Origin of the sequence: Stenotrophomonas maltophilia group sp. RY12688 (assembly GCF_052149045.1) — a bacterium.
GTDB classification, from domain to species: domain Bacteria; phylum Pseudomonadota; class Gammaproteobacteria; order Xanthomonadales; family Xanthomonadaceae; genus Stenotrophomonas; species Stenotrophomonas sepilia.
Genome location: NZ_CP197389.1, coordinates 4,126,261 through 4,145,305 on the forward strand (window position 1 = coordinate 4,126,261; position 19,045 = coordinate 4,145,305).

General features: G+C 67.7%; 16 protein-coding genes and 1 tRNA gene. 12 read left to right on the top strand and 5 right to left on the bottom strand.

The genetic code is table 11. From position 1 onward, the window contains the following. Nucleotides 1-56: 56 nt before the first annotated feature. The 4 genes from ACS0OT_RS19110 (at nucleotide 57) to ACS0OT_RS19125 (ending at nucleotide 3,792) form a co-directional block, all read left to right on the top strand. Nucleotides 57-1,025 carry an ABC transporter ATP-binding protein gene (locus tag ACS0OT_RS19110; RefSeq protein WP_005420224.1) on the top strand — a complete coding sequence of 323 codons (969 nt, stop codon included), beginning with the start codon at nucleotides 57-59 and terminating at the stop codon, nucleotides 1,023-1,025. Continuing rightward, nucleotides 1,022-1,813: an ABC transporter permease gene (locus tag ACS0OT_RS19115; RefSeq protein ID WP_005420226.1), complete on the top strand. Its 792-nt coding sequence runs from the start codon at nucleotides 1,022-1,024 to the stop codon at nucleotides 1,811-1,813. The genes ACS0OT_RS19110 and ACS0OT_RS19115 overlap by 4 nt, the downstream gene beginning before the upstream one ends. Nucleotides 1,814-1,972: 159 nt before the next feature. Continuing rightward, on the top strand, nucleotides 1,973-2,911 hold the full coding sequence (panE, locus tag ACS0OT_RS19120) for a 2-dehydropantoate 2-reductase (protein ID WP_065177861.1): 939 nt from the start codon (nucleotides 1,973-1,975) through the stop codon (nucleotides 2,909-2,911). Continuing rightward, nucleotides 2,908-3,792: an NAD-dependent epimerase/dehydratase family protein gene (locus tag ACS0OT_RS19125; protein ID WP_442255938.1), complete on the top strand. Its 885-nt coding sequence runs from the start codon at nucleotides 2,908-2,910 to the stop codon at nucleotides 3,790-3,792. The genes panE and ACS0OT_RS19125 overlap by 4 nt, the downstream gene beginning before the upstream one ends. Nucleotides 3,793-3,848: 56 nt before the next feature. Here the strand turns inward: ACS0OT_RS19125 and ACS0OT_RS19130 are convergent, their stop codons facing one another. Next, nucleotides 3,849-4,646, bottom strand: a complete 798-nt coding sequence (locus tag ACS0OT_RS19130) for a TatD family hydrolase (RefSeq protein WP_005420232.1) — start codon at nucleotides 4,644-4,646, stop codon at nucleotides 3,849-3,851. Nucleotides 4,647-4,713: 67 nt separating this feature from the next. Between ACS0OT_RS19130 and hrpB the strand changes: the two genes are divergently transcribed. Both hrpB and ACS0OT_RS19140 read left to right on the top strand, forming a co-directional pair. Then, nucleotides 4,714-7,218 carry an ATP-dependent helicase HrpB gene (gene hrpB / locus ACS0OT_RS19135; protein ID WP_442255939.1) on the top strand — a complete coding sequence of 835 codons (2,505 nt, stop codon included), beginning with the start codon at nucleotides 4,714-4,716 and terminating at the stop codon, nucleotides 7,216-7,218. A gap of 209 nt (nucleotides 7,219-7,427) precedes the next feature. Beyond that, nucleotides 7,428-7,802: a hypothetical protein gene (locus ACS0OT_RS19140; RefSeq protein ID WP_005420251.1), complete on the top strand. Its 375-nt coding sequence runs from the start codon at nucleotides 7,428-7,430 to the stop codon at nucleotides 7,800-7,802. Between the two features lie 94 nt (nucleotides 7,803-7,896). On the opposite strand, the gene ACS0OT_RS19145 is transcribed toward ACS0OT_RS19140, so the two are convergent. Next, nucleotides 7,897-8,436, bottom strand: a complete 540-nt coding sequence (locus ACS0OT_RS19145) for a pseudouridine synthase (protein WP_065177857.1) — start codon at nucleotides 8,434-8,436, stop codon at nucleotides 7,897-7,899. 241 nt (nucleotides 8,437-8,677) lie between these two features. Further along, entirely contained in the window at nucleotides 8,678-9,535 is an 858-nt protein-coding gene (locus ACS0OT_RS19150; protein WP_139727978.1) for a class I SAM-dependent methyltransferase, read from the bottom strand. Between the two features lie 169 nt (nucleotides 9,536-9,704). Between ACS0OT_RS19150 and ACS0OT_RS19155 the strand changes: the two genes are divergently transcribed. From ACS0OT_RS19155 to ACS0OT_RS19170, 4 genes are all read left to right on the top strand, one after another. Beyond that, nucleotides 9,705-10,661 (top strand): aldo/keto reductase, encoded by a 957-nt coding sequence (locus ACS0OT_RS19155; protein WP_065185891.1) that lies wholly within the window; start codon nucleotides 9,705-9,707, stop codon nucleotides 10,659-10,661. Between the two features lie 682 nt (nucleotides 10,662-11,343). Beyond that, nucleotides 11,344-11,414 (top strand) — tRNA-Gln (locus tag ACS0OT_RS19160). Nucleotides 11,415-11,771: 357 nt separating this feature from the next. Beyond that, nucleotides 11,772-12,896 carry a slipin family protein gene (locus tag ACS0OT_RS19165; protein WP_065177854.1) on the top strand — a complete coding sequence of 375 codons (1,125 nt, stop codon included), beginning with the start codon at nucleotides 11,772-11,774 and terminating at the stop codon, nucleotides 12,894-12,896. 56 nt (nucleotides 12,897-12,952) lie between these two features. Further along, nucleotides 12,953-14,173 (top strand): RtcB family protein, encoded by a 1,221-nt coding sequence (locus ACS0OT_RS19170; protein ID WP_005420260.1) that lies wholly within the window; start codon nucleotides 12,953-12,955, stop codon nucleotides 14,171-14,173. A 109-nt stretch (nucleotides 14,174-14,282) separates the two neighbouring features. Here ACS0OT_RS19170 and ACS0OT_RS19175 read toward each other — a convergent pair whose 3' ends face one another. Together ACS0OT_RS19175 and ACS0OT_RS19180 are read right to left on the bottom strand one after the other, a co-directional pair. Beyond that, nucleotides 14,283-15,188 (bottom strand): NAD(P)/FAD-dependent oxidoreductase, encoded by a 906-nt coding sequence (locus ACS0OT_RS19175; protein ID WP_065177852.1) that lies wholly within the window; start codon nucleotides 15,186-15,188, stop codon nucleotides 14,283-14,285. Continuing rightward, nucleotides 15,178-15,633 (bottom strand): Rrf2 family transcriptional regulator, encoded by a 456-nt coding sequence (locus ACS0OT_RS19180; protein WP_065177851.1) that lies wholly within the window; start codon nucleotides 15,631-15,633, stop codon nucleotides 15,178-15,180. Before ACS0OT_RS19180 ends, ACS0OT_RS19175 begins: the two co-directional genes overlap by 11 nt. 183 nt (nucleotides 15,634-15,816) lie before the next feature. Between ACS0OT_RS19180 and ACS0OT_RS19185 the strand changes: the two genes are divergently transcribed. Further along, nucleotides 15,817-17,937, top strand: coding sequence for a methyl-accepting chemotaxis protein (locus ACS0OT_RS19185; protein ID WP_442255940.1), 2,121 nt, complete (start codon nucleotides 15,817-15,819; stop codon nucleotides 17,935-17,937). 246 nt (nucleotides 17,938-18,183) lie between these two features. Continuing rightward, a complete protein-coding gene (dkgB, locus tag ACS0OT_RS19190) occupies nucleotides 18,184-18,993 on the top strand; it encodes a 2,5-didehydrogluconate reductase DkgB (RefSeq protein ID WP_065177849.1) in 810 nt (269 codons plus the stop codon). Nucleotides 18,994-19,045 lie beyond the last annotated feature (52 nt).

The window sequence follows — 19,045 nt, forward strand, 5'->3', positions numbered from 1 at the left end:
CAAGCCCTCGGGGTCTTCTATAATAGCTCCTCCCCGCCCCTCTCCAGCGCCAGCCCATGGGCGCGAAGGCTTCGAGCTTGGCATCCCAGAACGATACGGCGCCCGCCCTGCGCGTGCGCGACCTGCGCAAGACTTATGACAACGGCACCCAGGCCCTGAAGGGCGTTTCCCTGGAAGTGGCCCCGGGCGACTTCTTCGCCCTGCTCGGCCCCAACGGGGCGGGCAAGTCGACCCTGATCGGCATCATCAGCTCCCTGGTCAACCTCAGCGAGGGCCAGGTGGAGGTGTTCGGCAGCGACCTGGTGCGCAACCGCAGCGCCACCATGCGCCTGATCGGGCTGGTGCCGCAGGAGATCAATTTCAACCTGTTCGAAAAGCCCTTCGACATCCTGGTGAACTACGCCGGATTCTACGGCGTGCCGCGCGAGGAAGCCGAGCAGCGCGCCGAGGAAGAGCTGAAGCGCGCGCACCTGTGGGAAAAGGCCCAGGTGATGAGCCGCACGCTGTCCGGCGGCATGAAGCGCCGGCTGATGATCGCCCGCGCGATGATGACCCGCCCGCGCCTGCTGATCCTGGATGAGCCGACCGCCGGCGTGGACATCGAGATCCGCCGCGACATGTGGCGCGTGCTGAAGGAGATCAACGCTGCCGGCACCACGATCATCCTCACCACGCACTACCTGGAAGAAGCCGAGTACCTGTGCCGCCACCTGGCGATCATCAACCATGGCCAGATCGTCGAGCAGGGGCCGATGCGCACCCTGCTGGCCAAGCTGGACGTGGAAGGCTTCCTGCTGGACATCGACGGTGACCTGCCGGCGCAGCTGCCGGTGATCGAGGGCGCGACGCTGACCGCGCCGGACCCGCACACGCTGGACATCGACATGCCACGCGCGATGGACCTCAACCGCGTGTTCGCTACGCTGAACGAGTCCGGCATCCGCGTGCGTTCGATGCGTACCAAGAGCAACCGCCTGGAGGAGCTGTTCGTGCGCCTCACCGGCAACATGGAGAAGCCTGCATGAGCACCACCGAGCTGACCGACGGCCAGCGCAACCGCATCGCGCTGATGACCATCGTGCGCCGCGAAGTCGCCCGCATCATGCGCATCTGGGGCCAGACCCTGGTGCCGCCGGCGATCACCATGACCCTGTACTTCCTCATCTTCGGCAACCTGATCGGGTCGCGCGTGGGTGACATGGGCGGCTACACCTACATGCAGTTCATCGTGCCGGGCCTGGTGATGATGAGCGTGATCCAGAACAGCTACGGCAACATCAGTTCCTCGTTCTTCGGTGCCAAGTTCGGCCGCCACGTCGAAGAACTGCTGGTCAGCCCGATGCCGAACTGGGTGATCCTGTGGGGCTACGTGGCCGGTGCCGTGCTGCGCGGCCTGATGGTCGGCGTGATCGTGCTGATCATCGCGATGTTCTTCACCCCGGTGCGAATCCCGCATCCGATCGTGATGCTGACCACGGTGATCCTCGGCGCGACGATCTTCTCGCTGGCCGGATTCATCAATGCGGTGTATGCGAAGAAGTTCGATGACGTGGCGATCGTGCCGACCTTCATCCTGACCCCGCTGACCTACCTGGGTGGCGTGTTCTATTCGGTGAAGCTGCTGCCGGGCTGGGCCGAAGCGGCCACGCACGCGAACCCGATCTTCTACATGGTCAACGCGTTCCGCTATGGCCTGCTGGGTAGCAGCGATGTGCCGCTGCCGGTGGCCTACGGCCTGATGATCGGATTCGTGGTGGTGCTGACGGCGCTGGCCCTGTGGCTGCTGCGCCGTGGCGTGGGTATGCGCAGCTGAGACCTGCGTGGTAGTGCCGGCCGCTGGCCGGCAACACCAGATCCACGCCATGCGTGGATGCAGCAGTCTGTAGAGCCGAGCCTATGCTCGGCTCTTTTTTGCCTGCAATCTCCGGCACAATCGCAGTTCTGATTCCCCCCAGAAAACGGTGAACGTGCAATGCGCATCCTGATCCTCGGCGCCGGCGGTACCGGCGGTTACTTCGGTGGCCGCCTGGCCCAGGCCGGCGTGGACGTGACCTTCCTCGTGCGCCCCGCGCGCGCCGCGCAGCTGGACCATGATGGCCTGGTCATCCGCAGCCCACTGGGTGATGCGCGTTTCCCGGTTCAGCACGTCACGGCTGATGCACTGCCCGCACTGGCCGCGCAGAAGCCCTTCGACCTGGTCATCCTCAGCTGCAAGGCCTACGACCTGGACAGTTCGATCGATGCCATCGCCCCGGCAGTCGGCGCGAACACCACCGTGCTGCCGATCCTCAACGGCCTGCACCACTACAACGCACTGGACCTGCGCTTTGGCCGCGACGCGGTGCTCGGCGGCCTGTGCTTCATCAGCGCCACCAAGGCGCCCGATGGCGCGGTGCTGCATCTGGGCAAGCCGGCCAAGCTCACCTTCGGCGAGCGCGACGGCGGCGCGATCTCCGCGCGCGTGCGCGCCTTCGCTACGGTCTGCGCGAAGGCCAACCTTGATCACCTGGCCAGCGAGCGCATCGGCCAGGAACAGTGGATCAAGTACACCTTCCTGACCGCGCTGGCCGCAGCCACCTGCCTGCTGCGTGCGGATATCGGCACCATCGTCGCCACCGATGATGGCGAGGCGATCGTACGTGGCCTTTACGACGAGTGCCTGGCCGTCGCCGAAGCCGCCGGTGAACCGGTTCCGGAGGCAGCGAAGGACACTGCGCGCGGCACGCTGACCCAGGCCGGCTCGGCGTTGAAGGCCTCGATGCTGCGTGATCTGGAGGCCGGCCAGCAGGTGGAGGCCGAACAGATTGTTGGCGACATGCTGGTGCGTGCGCGCAGGGCTGATCAGGAAGCCCTGCTGCTGCAGGTTGCCTACAGCAGCCTGCAGGCCTACCAGGCACTGCGGGTCGCGTGAGTCCCGCCTTGCAGGCCAGCCCATTGCCCGCGCGGGTACTGATTCTCGGGCTGGGCTGGAGCGGACGCGTGCTGGCCGCGCAGCTGCAGGCGCACGGCGTAGGCGTGGCCGGCACGGTGCGCGACCCGTCTGCGGCACCGCACGATGGCCTGCTGCGACACCCGCTTCGAGCTGACACCGCACCGTCACCTGCCCTGCTCGAAGAGATCGCGCAGGCCGATGCCGTGCTGTGCAGCGTGCCGCCCGACGCGGAGGGCGACCCGGCACTGCGCCTGCTGCTGCCCGCGCTGCAGGCCAGCCCGGCATTGCGCTGGGTCGGCTATCTGTCGTCGACCTCGGTGTATGCCGACCGCGCCGGCGGTTGGATCGACGAGCGCAGCGCGGCCGACGCCACTGAAGCGGCTGGTGTGCAGCGCCTGCTCGCGGAAGCACAGTGGCGTGCACTGGCCGGACAACGCAGCATCGCCTCGGCGATGTTCCGCCTGCCCGGCCTGTACGGGCCGGGTCGCAATGCGCTGGTGCAGTTGGCGCAGGGGCGTGCGCGCCACGTGGTTCGCCCGGGCCAGGTGTTCAACCGACTGCACGTGGATGACCTGGCAACCGTCATCATCGCCGCAATGCGGCGACCGGCCCGGCAGGGTCTCTACCTGCCCAGCGACGACGAGCCTGCACCGCCGCAGGATGTGCTGGCCTTCGCCGCGAAGCTGGGCGGGTTTGCGCTGCCGCCCGCCGTGGCCTGGGATGACCCGGCACTGAGCCCGACGCTGCGGCGCTTCTACGAAAGCAACAAGCGCATCGACAGCCGGGGCACGCGTGAAGCATTGGGCTGGGAGCCGAGGTTCCCCAGCTACCGTGAGGGCCTGCGCGACCTGCTCCGGTAGTGCCGGCCGCTGGCCGGCAATCAAGATGTGCTGCCGGCCAGCGGCCGGCACTACCATCAACCCGCGTCGGGCAGGCGGAAGAACGCGCGGGCGGCCGCCGTGGCATTGGCCGCGGTCACCGCAACGTCCTCGCCACGGTCACGTGCCAGCTCTTCCACGATGTGCGACAGGAACATCGGCTCGTTGCGCCGGTCCTTCGGCATCGGCTTCAGCGTGCGCGGCAGCAGGTACGGCGCGTCGGTCTCGATCATCAGGCGGTTGGCCGGGATGTTCTTCACCAGTTCGCGCAGGTGCGCGCCACGGCGTTCGTCGCACAGCCAACCGGTGATGCCGATGTACCAATCCTGGTCCAGGTAATCGAACAGCTCATCGCGTTCGCCGGTGAAGCAATGCACCACCGCCGGGCCGATGCGGCCTTCGAAGTTCTTCATCTGTGCCATGAAATCGGCGTGCGCGTCGCGCTGGTGCAGGAACAGCGGCTTGCCGTTGTCCGCGGCCAGCTGCAGCTGGCGCTCGAACGCACGGTGCTGCGCCGGGCGCGGCGAGAAGTCACGGAAGTAGTCCAGCCCGCACTCCCCCACCGCCACCACTTCCGGATGCGCGTGCAGCGCGCGCATCTCGGCATCGCATTCCTCGGTGTATTCCACCGCGTGGTGCGGGTGCACGCCGGCGGTGGCGTACAGGAAGCCGGGGTGCTGCTGGGCCAACTGCAGGGCCAGTGGCGAGTGCTCGCGGCTGGCACCGGTGATGACCATCTGCACCACGCCGGCCTGGCGCGCGCGGTCCAGCACGGCATCGCGGTCGCGGTCGAAGGAGTCGTGGGTCAGGTTGGCGCCGATATCGATCAGGTGCATGGTCATCGCGGGGGAAAAGTGCCCGCGCATTGTACCTGCGCCCGCCGTGCCCCCTTATCCTTTGCACATGACCGCCCCGCTCTTCCCGATTTCCCCGCTGCTGCCGCAGATCCAGCAACACCTGGCCGCGCAGCAGCGACTGGTGCTGGAGGCCCCGCCCGGTGCCGGCAAGACCACCCAGGTGCCACTGGCACTGCTCGACGCACCGTGGCTGCAGGGCCGCAAGATCATCCTGCTGGAACCACGGCGGGTCGCCGCCCGCAGCGCCGCGCTGTTCATGGCGCGGCAGCTGGGCGAGGAGGTCGGTGGCACGGTCGGCTACCGCATCCGCTTCGAAAACAAGGTTTCGGCGCGCACGCGCATCGAGGTCGTCACCGAAGGCATCCTGACCCGCATGCTGCAGGACGACCCGATGCTGGAAGAGGTCGGTGCGATCCTGTTCGACGAATTCCACGAGCGCCATCTCAGCGGCGACCTCGGCCTGGCGCTGGCGCTGGATGTGCAGGCGCAGCTGCGCGATGACCTGCGCCTGGTGGTGATGTCGGCCACGCTGGACGGCGAGCGGCTGGCAGGTTTTCTCGATGCGCCGCGGCTGAGCAGCGAGGGCCGCAGCTACCCGGTGGCGATCAGCCACTTCCCGGCGCGCCGCGATGAGGCGCTGGAACTGCAGATGCGCCGCGCGGTGCAGCAGGCCCTGGCCGAGCACCCCGGTGACCTGCTGGTGTTCCTGCCCGGCCAGCGCGAGATCGCGCGGGTGCAGGCGGGCCTGCAGGAATCGCTCAATGGCGATGTCGAGGTCCTGGCGCTGCACGGTGAACTGCCCGTGGAACAACAGGCGCGCGTACTTCAGGTGGCCAGCGATGGCCGCCGGCGCGTGGTGCTGGCGACCAACGTCGCCGAGTCGTCGGTGACGTTGCCCGGCGTGCGCGTGGTGATCGACAGCGGCCAGGCACGCGAACCGCGCTACGACCCCAACAGTGGCTTCACCCGGCTGGACGTGGTGGCCATCGCGCAGGCATCGGCCGACCAGCGCGCGGGCCGTGCCGGGCGCGTCGCCGAAGGCGTGGCCTGGCGGCTGTGGCCACAGTCGCAGCGGCTGGAACCGCAGCGCCGCGCCGAGATCGACCAGGTGGAACTGGCCGGACTGGCACTGGAACTGGCGGCCTGGGGCAGCAGCGATCTGCGCTTCCTCGATCCGCCCCCGGCGGGTCCGATGGGCGCGGCGCGCGAACTGCTGCAGCGGCTCGGCGCCCTGTCCAGCAGTGGCGCGATCACCGAACTGGGCCGGCGTGTGCTGGCGCTGGGCACGCATCCACGGATGGCGGCGATGCTGCTGGCAGCGCCCGATGTCCGCGCCCAGGCGCTGGCTGCCGACCTGGCCGCGCTGCTGGAGGCGCGCGACCCGTTGCGCCAGGGCGGCGACGCGCTGGCGGCCCGCTGGCGCGCACTGGCCGCGTTCCGCAATGGCCGCACACCGGGCGATGCCAACCGCAGCGGGCTGGCCGCGATCGATGCCGCCGCCAAGCAGTGGCGTCGCCGCCTGCGCTGCGAAGCCACGCCGCCGGCCAGCATCGAGGCCCATGAGCTGGGCGACCTGCTCGCTCATGCCTTTCCCGATCGAATTGGCTTCCAGCATCCCAGCGATCCTCTGCGCTACCTGCTGGCCAATGGCCGCAGCGCGCGCCTGCACGAGCTGAGCGACCTGCGCGGTGAGCCGTGGCTGGTGGCCAGCGAACTGCGCTTCGAGGCGCGCGATGCACTGCTGCTGCGTGCCGCACCGGTGGACGAGGATCGGCTGCGCAAGGCGTGGCCGGATCGCTTCGTCACCGAAGACGTAGTGCGCTGGGACAGCGAGCGACGCGCCCTGGTGGCACTGCGCGAGACGCGTTTCGACCGCATCGTGTTGGACAGCCGCTCGGCCGGCCGGGTCGATCCGCAGCACGCCGCGCAGGCACTGACCGGCGCGGTAGCCGAACTCGGTCTGCAGGCGCTGCCGTGGACCGAGGGCCTGCGCCAGTGGCAGGCGCGCGTCGAGTCACTGCGGCGCTGGATGCCGGAGCTGGACCTGCCCGACTGCAGCGACGCGGCCCTGCTGGCCAACCTCACGCAGTGGCTGCAACCCGCGTTCGCCGGCAAGAGCCGCCTGGACGCGCTGGATGAGGCCAGTTTCGGCGAGGCACTGAAGTCGCCGCTGGAATGGTCACAACGGCAGCTGGTCGAGCGTAATGCGCCGACCCGCATCACCGTGCCGTCCGGGCTGGAGCGGCCGATCACCTACGCGTTGGACAGCGAGAGTGGTGATCCGCTGCCGCCGGTGCTGGCGGTGAAACTGCAGGAACTGTTCGGCCTGGCCGACACGCCGCGCATCGCCGATGGCCGCGTGCCGCTGACCCTGCACCTGCTCTCCCCCGGCGGCCGCCCGCTTCAGGTCACCCAGGACCTGCGCAACTTCTGGGAAAACACCTACGCCGAAGTGAAAAAGGAAATGAAGGGCCGTTACCCGCGCCATCCATGGCCGGATGATCCGTGGACAGCCACGGCCACGCACCGGGCAAAGCCGCGCGGAACCTGAGGGCGGGGTCGGATCCATTGCATCGCAATGGGCTCTGACCCCATACACCGCGCCGGGGTCAGAGCCCTTTCCCAAAAGAAAGGGATCCGCCCCACCCTGCCTGATCCTGAATGGCTGCGGTAGAGTCACACCACGTGCGTCACCGGCTGACATACCGTTTACGGGCAACGCGCGACACTGGACTTCGACCCGAGGCAAAGGACCCCCGCATGAGCAAGCTGACCGTAATCACCGACCGCGCCCTGGAGCGCGCCCTGGAGCTGGCCCATACCGCCGGCGATGGCCTGAAGAGCGCCGGTGGCAGCCTGCGCAATGCGGACTGGATCAAGACCGGCGCCGCCATCGGCGCAGTGAAGACCGGCGGCAAGGCCGCGACCAAGTTCGTGCGCCGCAATCCGGCCGTGGCCGTGGCCGCTGCTGCGGTGGGTGTTGGCCTGCTCGGCTATGCGCTGTACCGCAAGCAGCAGAAGAAGAAGGCCGCCAATGGCCACGTGGTGAATGGGCAGGCGCAGCGCATCAGCGCGCGTGACCGCCGCAACGACACCGTCGTGGACGAGCACAGCGATATCGGCAGCGACGCGTGAATTTGCCAGGGTCGGACCCCTTCCGCGGGAAGGGCTCTGACCGCAAGGCACTGCATGAGGGCCGAACGCCGCAAGGCCTCCGGCCCTTTCTGTGTCAACCAATCTGCCGCCACTGCCCGGGCTGCAGGTCCTCCAGCCGGTACGGTCCCATCGACACCCGCACCAGTCGCAACGTCGGCAGGTTCACCGCTGCAGTCATCCGCCGCACCTGGCGGTTGCGGCCCTCGCGGACCGTGATCGCCAGCCAGCTGTCCGGCACGGTCTTGCGGAAACGGACCGGCGGATCGCGCGTCCACAGCGTCGGCGCCGGGTCGAGGCGCTCGATCTTCGCCGGCAGGGTCGGCCCATCGTTGAGCACAACGCCATCGCGCAGCTGTTGCAGCTGCTCGTCACCGGGCGTGCCTTCCACCTGCACCCAGTAGGTCTTGTCGGCCTTGTGCCTGGGGTCGGTGAGCTTGTGCGCCAGCGTGCCGTTGTCGGTCAGCAGCAGCAGGCCCTCGCTGTCATGGTCCAGGCGGCCGGCGGCATACACGCGCGGCGGCAGGCCGAACCCGGCCAGGGTCGGCCGCGGCGGCACGCTGCGGTCGGTGAACTGGCAGAGCACGTTGAAGGGCTTGTTGAAGGCGATCAGCATTGCAGGCACGGCGGGCGGCGGGTAAGGCATTGTCCCACGCCTCGCGCCAGGCGACTGTAGAACCGGAGGCAGCGGCAGGAGCCGCTGCCAACGTCGCATGCGACGGTCCGAAGGGTGCCGGTCAGGACGGCCGGCATTGCCCACGCTCGGCTGCTGTTGTGCTCCGTCGCGCCGCGCGCGATGAGCCGAGCATCGGCTCGGCTCTACAGGGCAATCCGCGCTGGCAATACGGCGTGCCGGCTTACGGCTTGATGAAGCGCAGGGTCATGCGGTCGCTTTCACCGATCGCCTGGTACTTCGCATCATCGGCCTTGTCGTGCTGGTTGGTCGGCGGCAGCGTCCACACGCCATTGGGGTGGTCCTTGGTGTCGCGCGGGTTGGCGTTGACCTCGCTGCGCGCGTCCAGCCTGAAGCCGGCGGCCTCGGCCATTGCGATCACCTGCTGCTGGCCGACATAGCCGGTGTCATCGTCGTCGGCCACGTCGGCCTTGGCGCGATGCTCGACCACACCCAGCACGCCACCCGGCTTGAGCACGTTGAAGAAGCCCTGGAACATGCCCTGCGCCTGGCCGGCCTTGCGCCAGTTGTGCACGTTGCGGAAGGTCAGCACCACGTCGGCTGAATTGGCCGGGCCGAACACCGGCTTGGCCGGATCGTAGGCGACGACGGCGGTCCTGCCGAACTGCGCGGGTGCACCGGCGTACTTCTTTTCCAGGCTGTCGCGGCTGCGCTGCTGGTAGTCGCGGCCGCGACCCTCGGGCACCGCCATCGGATCGACCACGGCAGCCACATAGTGGCCCTTGTCATGCAGCAGCGGCGCCAGGATCTCCGAGTACCAGCCGTTGCCGGGGGTGATCTCGATGACGGTCTTTCCCGGTGCCACCTTGAAGAACGACAGCGTCTGCGCCGGATGGCGGAAGCCATCGCGCTTGACGTTGTTGGCATCGCGGGTGGGCGCCTTTACCGCCGCGTCGATGGCCGGCAAGACCTCGATCTTCGCCGGTACCACCGTGGCCGGTGCAGCGAACGCGGGAACAGCGGCAAGCAGGGCCGAAGCAAGCAGCAGGCGGCAACCACGCAGGGACGAAGCAGGCATCATCGGGACGACTCCAGCGGAAGATGCGGCGAGACTAGCAGTCGCAGCGTCCCAGGTGTTCACAAAACGTTAGCGGCGAGCGCGTCGCGGAACACTGTTTTGTGGTCGTCGCCGCAGCACGGTCACACATCGCGTTCTATTCTGGAACACTTCCCCCAAGGAGTCCGTGCCCATGACGGCAACCCGCGAACTGGGCCGTTCCGGCCTGCATGTACGTCCGCTCGCCTTCGGTGGCAACGTGTTCGGCTGGAGCGCCGATGAGAAGGCCAGCTTCGCCCTGCTCGATGCCTTCGTCGATGCCGGCTTCAACCTGGTCGACACCGCCGACGTTTACTCGGCCTGGGTGCCGGGCAATGTCGGCGGCGAATCGGAGACGCTGATCGGCAAGTGGTTTGCCCGCAGCGGCAAGCGCGACAAGGTGGTGCTGGCAACCAAGGTGGCCAAGTGGGCCGAACGCCCCGGCCTGACCCCGGACAACATCAATGCGGCGGTCGAGGATTCGCTGCGCCGGCTGCAGACCGACGTGATCGATCTGTACCAGGCCCACGAGGATGACGAGTCGACGCCGCTGGAAGCCACGCTGGCTGCGTTCGGCCGCCTGATCGAGGCCGGCAAGGTGCGTGCGATCGGTGCTTCCAACTACAGCGCCACGCGCCTGGCCGATGCGCTGAAGGTGTCCACCGACTACAAGTTGCCGCGTTACGAAACCCTGCAGCCGGAGTACAACCTGTACGACCGCGCCGGCTACGAAAAGGAACTGGAACCGCTGGTGCAGCGCGAGCAGATCGGTGTGATCGGCTACTACGCGCTGGCCAGTGGCTTCCTCAGCGGCAAGTACCGCACGCCGGCCGATGCCGCCAAGAGCCCGGCGCGTGGCGAGACGGTGGTGAAGCGCTATCTGAACCCGCGCGGCCTGCGCATCCTGCAGGCGCTGGATGACGTAGCCAGCAAGCACAGCGCCAGCGCTGCGCAGATCGCACTGGCCTGGCAGATCGCGCGGCCGTCGATCACCGCGCCGATCGTCAGCGCCACCAGCGTCGAACAGCTGCACGACCTGCTGGCCGCAGCCAACGTATCGCTGAGCGTGCAGGATGTCGCGCAGCTGGATGCCGCCAGCGCCGAATCATGAGACCCGGTTGTGCCGGCCGCTGGCCGGCATGACACAGTCAGGTAGTGCCGGTCGCTGGCCGGCATCGCGCGGTAAAGAAGGAAATAATTGAACAAAATGGTTGCGCGCGACTAAATCGTGGTTTATCGTGCGCACCTCGTTTCAACACCCACTGGAAACTTCCCTTGAACGCGCATTCCGTCGCCATCGCCAAACTGCTGCCATGCCTGCGCATGGACCGGCCGGCGCGCGCGTTCGGCAAGGAAGACCAGCTGACAACGGCCTGATGCCCGCCCTGCGGAGATCGGCCACCCCGATCTCCGAGGCCTGACGACGCCCTCGGAACGCAAGTCCCGGGGGCGTTTTCGTTTGCGTCGGCACAAGGACCCGCGATGCCAGAACTGCACCCCGCGCGGCGACCCGCCGCTCACTGATCCAGGTTTTTCTGCCGCGCCGGAGGATTTTCTCCGCGTGCACGGCAACGCCTGGACATTATCTGCATCGCACCCAAACATTATCGCTCGCCGATAATGTCGGTGGCCTGCACCCTCGACTACCAACGGTCCCGTTTCAACCACGGGCTGGTGCGCGCGGCGTTGCCGTGGCGTATGCCGGAGGTCGCGGACATGCCAACGCCTGGATCGCCTGCTGGAGGCAGGCGCCGGTTCGCCGGTACGCGGTTCGATTCCGCGCGGTTCACCACTGGATAGCTCAGTCGGGTAGAGCAACGGATCCTGATTCCGTCTGTCGTGGGTTCGACTCCCACTCCAACCACATGACCTGTCACGTCATGACTTGAAGCAACACCTGGGGCGCAAGCCCCAGCGGCCATCGTCGCCGTCCACGGTCACTGCCTTCGGGCGGGGGCGTGGAAGGCAACGGACCGCACGCCGGGCCTCGGCCCGCTGTCACTGCCAGCCACGTTCCGCCCCGGTGCTGCCTGCCGGGAACGACGATGGCAGCACTGCCGGTGCACCGAAGGCTCCGCGCGCGGACCGTCCGCCGATGGCCGCCCTCTTCCGCTGCCTGCACGTGGTGTGCAGGCGGCCCCGCCACGACCCGATCGACCCGGGTCATGGCGATTCATCCGCAACGGGTCGAACCACCAGAGCCATACAAGGAGAGACTCCCATGTTCTGGACCATCAAGGTCGTGATCGGCGACGGCGAGCGCGGCCTGGTGTATCGCAACCGTCGTTTCCAGCAGATCCTGCTGCCGGGCGTGCACCGCCTGTCGCCGTTCGGCGGCCGCCCGCAGGTGGACATCCACACCGCATCGAAGGGCGCGGCCTACACCGGCAGCGACCAGGACAGCCTGATCGAGGCACTGGGCGCGCGGTTGGACACGCACTTCGTGCTGGCCAACGTCGGCGCCAGCGAAGTTGGCCTGTTGCTGCGCAATGGCCGCATCGATGAAGTGCTTCCGCCGGGCAGCCGCCGCCTGTACTGGCGCGGTTCTGTCGACACCCAGGTGCGCGTGATGGCACTGGGTGACGAGCCGCGCGTCCCGGCGGACGTGCAGCAGCGGCTGGGCCAGCTGGGCGTGCTGCCGCGTGTGGCGGTGATCAGCACCGTGCCGAGCGAGTCGGTGGGCCTGCTGTTCATCGATGGCACGCTGCGGCAGACGCTGGACGCCGGCCTGCACGCGTTCTGGAACTTCAACGGCAACGTGTCGGTGGAGCGTGTGGAGCTGCGTGCGCGGTCGCTGGACGTGTCCGGCCAGGAGCTGCTCAGCCGCGACAAGGTGACCCTGCGGGTGAACCTGGCCGCGACCGTGCAGGTGGTCGACCCGGTGCGCGCACACCGCTCGCTCAGCAATGCTGATGAGTTCATCTATCGTCAGCTGCAGTTCGGCCTGCGCCAGGCGATTGCCGCGCGCAGCCTGGACGAGCTGCTGGGTGACAAGGCGGCACTGGACGGTGAGATCGCCGCCCATGTGCAGGCCGCGATCGAGGGCCACGGTGTACGTCTGCTTGGCGTGGGCATCAAGGACGTGATCCTGCCGGGCGAGATGAAGGAGATTCTCAACGGCGTGGTGCTGGCCGAGAAGCAGGCCCAGGCCAGCGTGATCCGCCGCCGCGAGGAGGCCAATGCCACCCGTTCGCAGCTCAACACCGCAAAGCTGATCGAGGACAACCCGGTGTTGATGCGCCTGAAGGAGCTGGAGGCGCTGGAGAAGGTCACCGAGAAGATCGACAAGCTCACCGTGTTCGGCGGCCTGGACGGCGTGCTGAAGCAGCTGGTGACGATCAGGTAGGGGCTCGCGGTGGCGCAGGGACGCGCCGCCGGCCCATCAAGGACATACACGAAGACATGGACACTCAACACAATTATCAATGGCTGCATGCCGAGGGCAGCACGCCGATCAAAGGCTGGGTCAACGGCGTGCCACTGGAGGCGCAGGCGCATGAGCAGCTGCGCAACATCGCCGCGATCCCGTTCGTCGGGCCGTGGGTGGCGGTGATGCCGGACGTGCACCTGGGCAAGGGCGCGACCGTCGGCTCGGTGATCCCGACCCGCGGTGCAATCATCCCGGCGGCGGTCGGCGTCGACATCGGCTGCGGCATGGCGGCCGTGCGCACCACGCTGCGCGCCAACGACCTGCCCGATGACCTGCGGCAGCTGCGCAACAGCATCGAGCGCAGCATCCCGGTCGGCAACGGGCGCGGCGGCGAGCATCAGCGCATGCCCGACAGCATCCACACCCGGCTGGTGCAGTCCGGGCTGGCCGCCGGCCTGGAGAAGATCAAGGACAGGCACCGCAGGATCCGCACCGACAAGCTCGACCGCCAGCTCGGTACGCTGGGTGGCGGCAACCACTTCATCGAACTGTGCCTGGACGAGACGGATACGGTGTGGGTGATGCTGCACAGCGGGTCGCGCGGTACCGGCAACCTGATCGGTACCTACTTCATCGAGAAGGCGCGCGAGGAACTGGCCCGGCGCGTGCTGGGCTTCCACCTGCCGGACAAGGACCTGGCGTTCTTCATGGAAGGCGAGCCGCTGTTCGATGACTACGTCGAAGCCGTGTCGTGGGCACAGGACTACGCCCGGCAGAACCGCGAGGCGATGATGTCGCGCGTGCTGGCCGAGATGCGCCACCGGCTGCCGAAGTTCCAGCTGGCGGCGATGGCAGTGAACTGCCACCACAACTACGTGCAGAAGGAAACGCACCACGGACAGGAGCTGCTGGTGACGCGCAAGGGGGCCGTCAGTGCCCGCGAGGGTGAGCTGGGCATCATTCCCGGCAGCATGGGCACGCGCAGTTACATCGTGCGTGGCAAGGGCAACGCGGACAGCTTCCACAGCTGCAGCCACGGTGCCGGCCGGGTGATGAGCCGTGGCGCCGCGCGCCAGCAGATCACGCTGGCCCAGCATCGCGAGGCCACCGCGCATGTGGAATGCCGCAAGGACAGCGGCGTGCTGGACGAGTCACCGGCCGCGTACAAGTCGATCGACGATGTGATGGCCGCGCAGCTGGACCTGGTCGACGTGGTGCACACGCTGCGCCAGGTGTTGTGCGTGAAGGGGTAATGGAGCGGTGCCGGCCAAGGCCGGCACCCACCGCACCCAATTGCAGTAGATCCACGCCATGCGTGGATGGAACGGCGCCGACCAAGGTCGGCCTCTACCTGTGCAACGTTCAGCGCGCGCTGCTGTCCTCGGCCACCAGCGCGTGGTGCACGCCGATACCTGCCCGCACGCCCTCGGCAGCGGCCAACGTGATGTTGCCGACCGTGGTCGCATCGCCTGCGGCATACACGTTCGGCACCGAGGTCTGCTTCATCGCATCGACCTCGATCAGCACGCCCAACGGGCTCTCGGCCAGCACGCAGCCGAGCTGCTGCACCAGCGGCGTGGCCATCGCCTGGGTGGCCGGCACGAACAGCGCACGCTGGGCGATGCGGCGGCCATCGGCCAGCTCCACTTCCAGCCAGGTCGGCTGGTCGCCCTGCACGCCCAGCACCGGCGACGTCTCGATCCGCACGCCACGCTGCTGCATGGCAGCCCGTTCCTCATCGGTGATCGGCAGGCCCTGGCTGAAGAAGGTGACATTGCCCCAGTCGGCAAACAGCGGCGCCTTGCCGGCGGACATCGGATGCCCACCAAGCAGCCCGATGGCGCCACCGCCCACTTCGTAACCGTGGCAATAGGGGCAGTGCAGCACGGTGCTGCCCCAGCGCTCGGCCAGCCCGGGCAGCTCCGGCAGCTGGTCGGCGATACCGCTTGCCAGCAGCAGCTTGCGCGCGGCGAGCACCTGCCCATCGGCGGTTCGCACTTCCACACCCTCTGCGCCGGCGGTGGCCTGCACGGCCTCGGCATGCACCCAGCGCACGCTGGGGTAGTCCAGCAGCTGCTGGCGCGCGGCCTTCAGCAGCTCGGCACCGCTGATGCCATCCAGCCCCAGCACCCCGTGCGAATGGCTGGCGAAACGATTGCGCGGCAAACCGGCGTCGATGACGGTGACCGGGCGGCGGGCACGGGCCAGGATCAGGCCCGCAGCAATGCCGGCATAACTGCCGCCGACGATGAGCACATCAGGATTCATGGTGACCTTCCAGGGAGCGGTGATGGGCGAGGTGGCGGGCGAAGTCGGCGCCGAGCTTGTCCAGTGTGGTCGCCCGCAGGCGCTGTTCGAGCAGGCGCTGTGCTTCGCGTGCACCCTCCAGCAAAGCGCTGTTGACCAGCTGCTGGATCGGGCAGCCGCCGCCGGAATCGCGGGCGCCGACCTGCACCAGCGGTGGTGCGCCCACAGCCAGATAGATGTCATGCAGGGTGATCGTTGCAGCATCACGGGCCAGGTGGCTGCCACCGCCATGGCCACGGGCGCTGCGAACCAGGCCCGCCCTGTGCAGCTGCGCCAGCAGACGGCGGATCACCACCGGATGGGTCGGCAGGCAGGACGCCAGCTGCTCGGAGGTGCGCGGGCCGTCCTGGCCGACCAGATGTGCCATCACGTGCAGGGCGTCGGAGAGCGGGTTCGCGGTCTTCATGTAACTACGATAGTTACATTTATATCCCCTGTCCAGGGTCCACATTCGTTCCATACGGACACATTTGTCCTATGAAACAGTTCCTTCACATCACTAAACGAAACGCCAATGTGATTTCCGTCGCACTTCAGCGGGAGCTTGGCGGGTCGATACCGCAATGCCCCTTCCCGAGAGTGCTTCCCCATGAATGCGTCTGTCCGTGCTCCGCGCCTGCAGTCCAAGCTGCTCGGCGCGGTGTCTGTTGGCTTGGCCGTGGTCCTGCTGTGCGCGCTGGCTGGCCTGGCCTCCGCCTGGTTCAAGTTGTCCACCGAGGTTCCGCCCGAAGTCACGCACAGCCGCGACGCCGAACGCCTGCAGCGTGAGTTCCGCGGCCAGGTGCAGGAATGGAAGAACGTGCTGCTCCGCGGCCACGACGACGCGTTGCGTCAGCGCCACCTGGACGCCTTCGACAACGAAGGCCAGCTGGTCGAACAGCTGGCCAAGGGCCTGGTGACCAGCCCGGACGCGCGCACGCGTGAACTGGCGCAGGCGTTCATCGGCCTGCACGCGCAGCTGCAGCAGGACTATCACGCGGCGCTGCAGGCATTTGCCGCGGCCGGCTACGATCCCGCCGCCGGCGACACCCTCGTGCGCGGCAAGGATCGCGCGGTGGCGACCGCACTGGATGCATTGAGTACGCATGCCACGCAGGTGGCCGAAGCGGCGCTGGCGGCACGTTCGCAGCAGGCGCGGCAGACCCTGCTGCTGTGCGCGTCATTGACGGTGCTGGCCGCGGTGCTGTTGCTGATCGGCCTGGCCTGGTGGCTGCGGCGCGCCGTCGTGCAGCCGGTACTGGCGGTGGAAGCCGCTGCACGCGCAGTGGCTGCCGGCGATCTGCAGCACGTGGTGCAGGTGCGCAGCCGCGACGAGATCGGACGCCTCGCCCAGGCGATGCAGGCGTTGCAGTCCACGCTGCGCGGCGTGCTGGATGCACAGGCCGCGATGGCCCAGGCGCACGAGGCCGGCATGATCAGCCATCGCATGGACGCCGCTGCCTTCCCCGGCGCGTTCGGCACCATGGTGGCCGACTGCAACACGCTGGTCGACGCACACATCCGGGTGAAGATGCGCGCGATCTCGATCATGGGCCGCTACGCCGTCGGCGACCTCAGCCAGGACATGGAACGCCTGCCCGGCGAGAAGGCAGTGATCACCGAAGCGCTGGATGCGGTCAAGCACAACCTCGGTGCGATCAACGGCGAAATCCGCCGCCTGGCCGAAGCGGCGGCCGCCGGTGACTTCAGCCAGCGCGGCGACAGTGCGCGCTTCGAGCATGATTTCCATGCGATGGTCGAGGGCCTCAACCGCCTGATGCAGACTACCGAGCTGAACCTGGGCGAGGTCTCCAGCATGCTGCGTGCCATCGCCGGCGGCCGCCTCGGCGCGCGCATGCACGGCGATTTCCAGGGCGTGTTCGCGCGCATCGCCGGCGATGCCAACACCACTGCCGCGCAGCTGGCAACTATCGTCAGCGACATCAAGCATGCCTCCGGCAACATCCATACCGCTGCCGCAGAGATTGCCGCCGGCAACAATGACCTGTCGCGCCGCACCGAACAGCAGGCCGCCAATCTGGAAGAGACCGCGGCATCCATGGAAGAGCTGACCTCCACCGTGCGCCAGAATGCCGAGCACGCGCGCCAGGCCAACCAACTGGCGATCGGTGCACAGAGTGTCGCCTCACACGGTGGCAGCGTGGTCGGGCAGGTGGTGGCGACCATGGGTGCGATCGAAACGTCGTCGCGGCAGATCGCCGAGATCATCAGCGTGATCGATGGCATCGCGTTCCAGACCAACATCCTGGCGCTGAACGCTGCGGTGGAAGCGGCACGCGCCGGTGAGCAGGGCCGCGGATTCGCGGTTGTCGCCAGCGAAGTGCGCACCCTGGCGCAGCGCTCTGCGGCGGCGGCAAAGGAGATCAAATCGCTGATCGAGGCGTCGGTGGAACAGGTCGGTGAGGGTGCGCAGCGCGTGCGCGAGGCCGGTGACACCATGGCCGAGATCGTCGCCTCGGTGCAGCGCGTGACCGACATCATGGCCGAGATCTCCGCGGCGTCGCAGGAGCAGAGCGCAGGCATCGAACAGGTCAGCCAGACGGTGATCCAGATGGACGGCACCACCCAGCAGAACGCCGCGCTGGTGGAAGAAGCCAGCGCCGCGGCGCGCAGCCTGGAACAGCAGGCGAACCGGTTGATCGATGCGGTGGATGTGTTCGACCTGTCGGCCACGGCGACAGCGAAGGACGCGTTGGCGCGCGCAGCCTGAGTGATCCGGTTGCCGGCCAGCGGCCGGCACCACCGTGGAGCGCGGACGGGGGTAGTGCCGGCCGCTGGCCGGCAGCGTCCAACGCTACATGGGTGGCGGCATGAACAGTGCGGACCAACGTTCCGCACTCATTACGGCCTGTGGTCGTACACGGCAGTGCAATGCACCGTTGCCGGCATGCACACGGCCGCTGACCTACCCTTTCGTGGATAGTCCCGTCTCCCCCCCCCACTGCTGGAGCCCCTCATGACAGTCCCCGCCTTCGGTCTCGGCACCTTCCGCCTGAAAGACCAGACCGTGATCGACTCCGTGCGCAACGCGCTGGATGCCGGCTACCGCGCCATCGATACCGCGCAGATCTACGGCAACGAAGCCGAAGTCGGCCAGGCCATCGCCGATTCCGGCGTGCCGCGCGATGAGATCTACCTGACCACCAAGGTCTGGATCACCGCGTTCAAGCGCGAAGCGCTGCTGGCCAGCCTGCGTACCAGCCTGGAAAAGCTGCGCACCGATCATGTCGACCTGACGCTGATCCACTGGCCGTCGCCGAACGACAAGGTCGACGTGCCGATGGAGGAGTACCTGACCGCACTGGCCGAGGCCAAGGCACAGGGCCTGACGAAGGAGATCGGCATCTCCAACTTCACCATCGCGCAGACCCGCAAGGCGATCGGCATCCTGGGTGCCGGCGCCATCGCCACCAACCAGATCGAGATCCACCCGTACCTGCAGAACCGCCTGCTGGTGAAATTCCTGCAGGACAACGGCATCCACATCACCGCCTACATGAGCCTGGCCTATGGTGAGGTAATCAAGGACCCGGTGATCCAGGCCATCGCCGGCCGCCACCAGGCCACGCCGGCGCAGGTCGCGCTGGCCTGGGCGCTGCAGCAGGGCTTCTCGGTCATTCCGTCCTCGACCAAGCGCGAGAACCTGGCCAGCAACCTGGAGGCAGCAGCGATCCGCCTGACCGACGAAGACATGGCACAGATCGCCAAGCTCGACCGCGGCCATCGCCTTGCCAACCCGGAAGGCATCGCCCCAGCCTGGGATTGATTCCAACGACGGCGCGCAACTGCTCTGGTAGACGCCGACCCTGGTCGGCGCA